This window comes from Devosia sp., assembly GCF_034675085.1.
GTDB lineage: Bacteria > Pseudomonadota > Alphaproteobacteria > Rhizobiales > Devosiaceae > Devosia.
In genome coordinates, this window is record NZ_JAUCDN010000297.1 from 1 (window position 1) to 3,976 (window position 3,976).

The window sequence follows — 3,976 nt, forward strand, 5'->3', positions numbered from 1 at the left end:
TTTATCGCGTTTCCGAACCGAAAAGGCCGTTTCCACTTTTACTGGAAACGCCCTAGAAGCTCCACTCGCGCGCCTTGGCGACGAGGAAGTCGCGGAAGACCCCGACGCGCTTGGAGTTCTTGAGCGCGGGCGGATAGACGAAGAAGGCTTCATAGGCGGGAAGCTCGATCTCGGGCAGCACCCGCACCAGGCCGCCGGCGGTCTCGGTGACGTAGGCGGGCAGCATGGCGATGCCGATGCCGGCCTGGCAGGCCTGGAGCATGCCATAGATGGCATTGACCTTGAGCACGGCGCGGCGCGGATTGGAATCGGGGCGGCCCATGCGTTCGAGATAGTTGATGTCGCCCAGATAGGACGGCACCGGCTCGCCGAAGCTGATGATGCGGTGATTGTCCAGCTCTTCGGGCGAGGCGGGCATGCCGTGCTCGTCCACATAGGCGGACGAGGCGTAGAAGTGGTTGTGGACGGTGAAGAGCTTGCGCTGGATCATTTCCGACTGGTTGGGGCGATGCAGGCGGATGGCCACGTCGGCCTCGCGCATGGCCAGGTCCAGCTCGGCGTCGTTGAGGCGCAATTCCACCTGGATCAGCGGATAGAGCTTGAGGAATTCATCGAGCCGCGAACTCAGCCAGGTGGACCCGATGCCCACCGTGCTGGTGACGATGAGGGGCCCGGTGGGCACGTCCTGGCTTTCCGACATCTGGGTCTCCACCTGCTGGAGCTCCCAATGCATGCGATGGGCGGTGCGGAAAAGCTGCTCGCCCACTTCGGTCAGCACCAGCCCGCGCGCGTGGCGGATGAAGAGCTTCAGGCCCAGATCGTCTTCCAGCGCTGAAATCTGCCGGCTGACGGCGGACTGGCTCATGCCCAGCTTTTCGGCGGCGTGGGTGAAACTGCCCGACTCGGCGGCGGTGTGGAAGATCCGGAGCTTGTCCCAGTCGAGCATGGTGCGACGCTTTCCTTGTTGTTAGCCCGGCCGGGCCGGCGCCCCCGCCTTAGGCGAGCGGCGCGCAGAAATTGTGACAGGCGGGGGAGAAAGACCGATCATGTCGGGACTACTCCGCCGCCTCGGCCAATTCGTGCTCGGCCAGAAAGCGCTCGGCATCGAGCGCGGCCATGCAGCCCATGCCGGCGGCGGTGACCGCCTGGCGATAGACGTCGTCGGTCACGTCGCCGGCGGCGAAAACGCCGGCAATGTTGGTCTGGGTGGTGCCCGGCTTCACCTGGAGATAGCCGCCGGGCTTCATGTCGAGCTTGCCGGCGAAGATCGAGGTGGCCGGGGCGTGGCCGATGGCCACGAACACCCCGTCGATGGGCTGCTCATAGGTCTTGCCGGTGGTGACGTCGCGCAGGGTCACCGCATTGACCGAGGGCGGCATGGCGGCGCCGTCGATCTCGACCACCTCGGTGTTCCAGCGCACTTCTATCTTCGGATTCTTGAACAGGCGCTCCTGAAGGATGCGCTCGGCGCGGAATTCGTCGCGCCGATGCACCAGGATCACCTTTTCGGCGAAATTGGTGAGGAACAGCGCTTCTTCCACCGCCGTATTGCCCCCGCCCACCACCAGCACCTGTTTGCCCCGATAGAAGAAGCCGTCGCAGGTGGCGCAGGCGGACACTCCGAAGCCCTGGAATTTCTGCTCCGAGGGCAGGCCCAGCCACTTGGCCTGGGCGCCGGTGGCGATGATGACGCTGTCGGCGGTATAGGTCTGGCCGCTGTCGCCGGTCAAAACGAAGGGACGGCGGTCGAAATCGACATGGGAAATGATGTCGTTGACGATGCGCGTGCCCACATGCTCGGCCTGAGCCTGCATCTGCTCCATGAGCCAGGGGCCCTGGATGACGTCGGCGAAGCCGGGGTAATTTTCCACATCAGTGGTGATTGTGAGCTGGCCGCCCGGTTGCAGCCCCTGGATCATCACCGGCTCCAGCATGGCGCGCGCCGCATAGATGGCGGCGGTGTAGCCGGCAGGGCCAGACCCGATGATGATGACTTTCGCGTGCATCGCAACGCTCTCCGACAAAACGAATGCTCCCTCGCTCCTAGTTAAGGGGCGAGGGAGGGGTCTTTCAAGGCAAACCGTACCGGGAAGGGCAAGCTGCCTGTGGAACGAGGGGAAATGTCACAGCCCAGAGGGGTGGCGGGGCTCAGATGTAGCGCACCGTGACGATCTCGTAGCTGCGGGCGCCACCGGGGGCGGCCACCTCGAACGAATCGCCTTCCTCCTTGCCGATCATGGCGCGGGCGATGGGCGAGGAGATGGAGATGCGGCCCGCCGAGGCGTCGGCCTCGGGGTCGCCCACCACCTGATAGGTCTTTTCTTCCTCGGTATCCTCATCGAGGAAGGTCACCGTGGCGCCGAACTTCACGGTGGGGCCAGTGAGCTTGCCGACATCGATGATGTCGGCAAGGGCCAGGATGGTCTCCAGCTCCTTGATGCGGCCTTCATTGAGGCTCTGCTGCTCCTTGGCGGCGTGATATTCCGCGTTCTCGGACAGGTCGCCATGCGCGCGCGCTTCCGAGATGGCGTCGATGATGCGACGGCGCTCATTGGCTGTCCGATGCTCGAATTCGGCGGTCAGCGCCTTGTGGCCTCCAACCGTCATCGGGATCTTGTCCATTGCGTTGCCTCCATCCGGCACGAAACTTCAATAGCCTTCTCCCAGCCAAACTCCGTTCGGCACGCGCGTCACGATCAGTTTTTTGGGGAGATGACGCCAAGTTGCCCTTCCCCCGCGCTTTGGTCAAGCCGGTGCGGAACGCGGAATGGGCAAGGCAGGGGTTGCAATCGGGCGATCTTCATCTACGGGCCCCGCAATTGAGCCAAAATGCCGCACCAGCCGCGCGATTATTGCGACGTCAGAACAAAGTTCTTGAAAATCGGGTTTGGACGACGCCTGGTCCGGCATGTTGTTCTATAACGGGCGGAAACAGGCGGGTGCGGCGACGCCAATCATTTGCCTTGGTGAAGTATAGCATATGGATGTCGCGCGGGGGCTGGCATGATTAAATGGCTGGGACTGAAGATCGCCATCATGGCCGGCGCGGCGATCGTCCTGGCGTCGTGCGGCGCCACGGCGGAGAGCCGGTGCCTTCAATCGGCCGAAACAGCCCTTGAGCAACTGGACGCGGAAGCGGTTCTGGCAGCCTGCGGTGAGGTGGCGGGGACCGGCAAGGCCAGGGCCGATGTTCAATTTGCCAGCGGGCGGGCGCTCCACAAGGCGGGACGCCTGGACGAGGCCCGACTGGCCTATCAGTCGGCCGCCGATGCGGGGTTCGGGCGCGCTTTCAACAATCTCGGCCTGCTTGCGCCGGACTATGAGGCGGCGGTTGCATTGTTTGAGCGCGGCCATTCGCTGGGCGATCCCTATTCCACGGTCTCGCTCGGATATGCCTATGTCAACGGCAATGGCGTTGCTGCCGACCCGGAGCGGGGCGTGTCCCTGTATCAGCAGGCCGCCGATAAGAATTTGCCGATCGCCAAATATTACCTCGCCTTCGCGTTGCAGGCGGGGATGGGTATCGCCAGGGACCAGGATGCGGCCCGCCGGCTGTTTGTCGAGGCCGCCGAAGGCGGAGTGGGACAGGCGCAGCACCATCTGGCCGCCATGCTGCTCAATGGCGACGGCGCGCAGAAGGATATGGCAGAAGGGCTGAAATGGCTGGAAAAGGCAGCGGCGGGCGGCTTGGCGGCAGCGCAGGGCGACCTGGCGCTGATCCTTGAGCGCGGCAAGTTGGTCAAGCCCGACGATGAGCGGGCCCTGGTCTTGATGGGTGCGGCAGCCGAGCAGGGTTTCGGGCCGGCTGAGCTGCACCTGGCGCGCCGCTACCTCGAAGGGCGCGGCGTGAAAGCCGATGCGGCCAGGGGGCGAGAGCTGCTGGTGAGCGCCGCCGATCATGGTGAGCCGACAGCGCAATATCTGTCGGGAATGATGCTTCTCAATGGCGACGGTGTCATGAAGAATGCAAAGCGGG

Annotated in this window: 4 protein-coding genes; 1 reads left to right on the top strand and 3 read right to left on the bottom strand. The window is 64.1% G+C overall.

Translation table 11 applies throughout. The features are described 5' to 3' along the window. Positions 1-52: 52 nt before the first annotated feature. From VDP82_RS15015 to greA, 3 genes are all read right to left on the bottom strand, one after another. The gene (locus VDP82_RS15015) at positions 53-946 is read right to left on the bottom strand and encodes a LysR family transcriptional regulator (protein ID WP_323015643.1); all 894 of its coding nucleotides are present in this window, start codon (positions 944-946) and stop codon (positions 53-55) included. A 109-nt stretch (positions 947-1,055) separates the two neighbouring features. Beyond that, positions 1,056-2,006, bottom strand: coding sequence for a thioredoxin-disulfide reductase (trxB, locus tag VDP82_RS15020; protein WP_323015644.1), 951 nt, complete (start codon positions 2,004-2,006; stop codon positions 1,056-1,058). Between the two features lie 142 nt (positions 2,007-2,148). Then, positions 2,149-2,622, bottom strand: coding sequence for a transcription elongation factor GreA (gene greA, locus VDP82_RS15025; protein WP_323015645.1), 474 nt, complete (start codon positions 2,620-2,622; stop codon positions 2,149-2,151). 381 nt (positions 2,623-3,003) lie between these two features. Here greA and VDP82_RS15030 point away from each other — a divergent pair. After that, a partial coding sequence (locus VDP82_RS15030) for a tetratricopeptide repeat protein (protein ID WP_323015646.1) occupies positions 3,004-3,976 on the top strand: 973 nt, incomplete at its 3' end.

Bases quoted from the DNA above. Each gene is read 5' to 3' on its own strand.
- VDP82_RS15015 (WP_323015643.1), bottom strand. From the start codon at position 946: ATGCTCGACTGGGACAAGCTCCGGATCTTCCACACCGCCGCCGAGTCG.
- trxB (WP_323015644.1), bottom strand. From the start codon at position 2,006: ATGCACGCGAAAGTCATCATCATCGGGTCTGGCCCTGCCGGCTACACC.
- greA (WP_323015645.1), bottom strand. From the start codon at position 2,622: ATGGACAAGATCCCGATGACGGTTGGAGGCCACAAGGCGCTGACCGCC.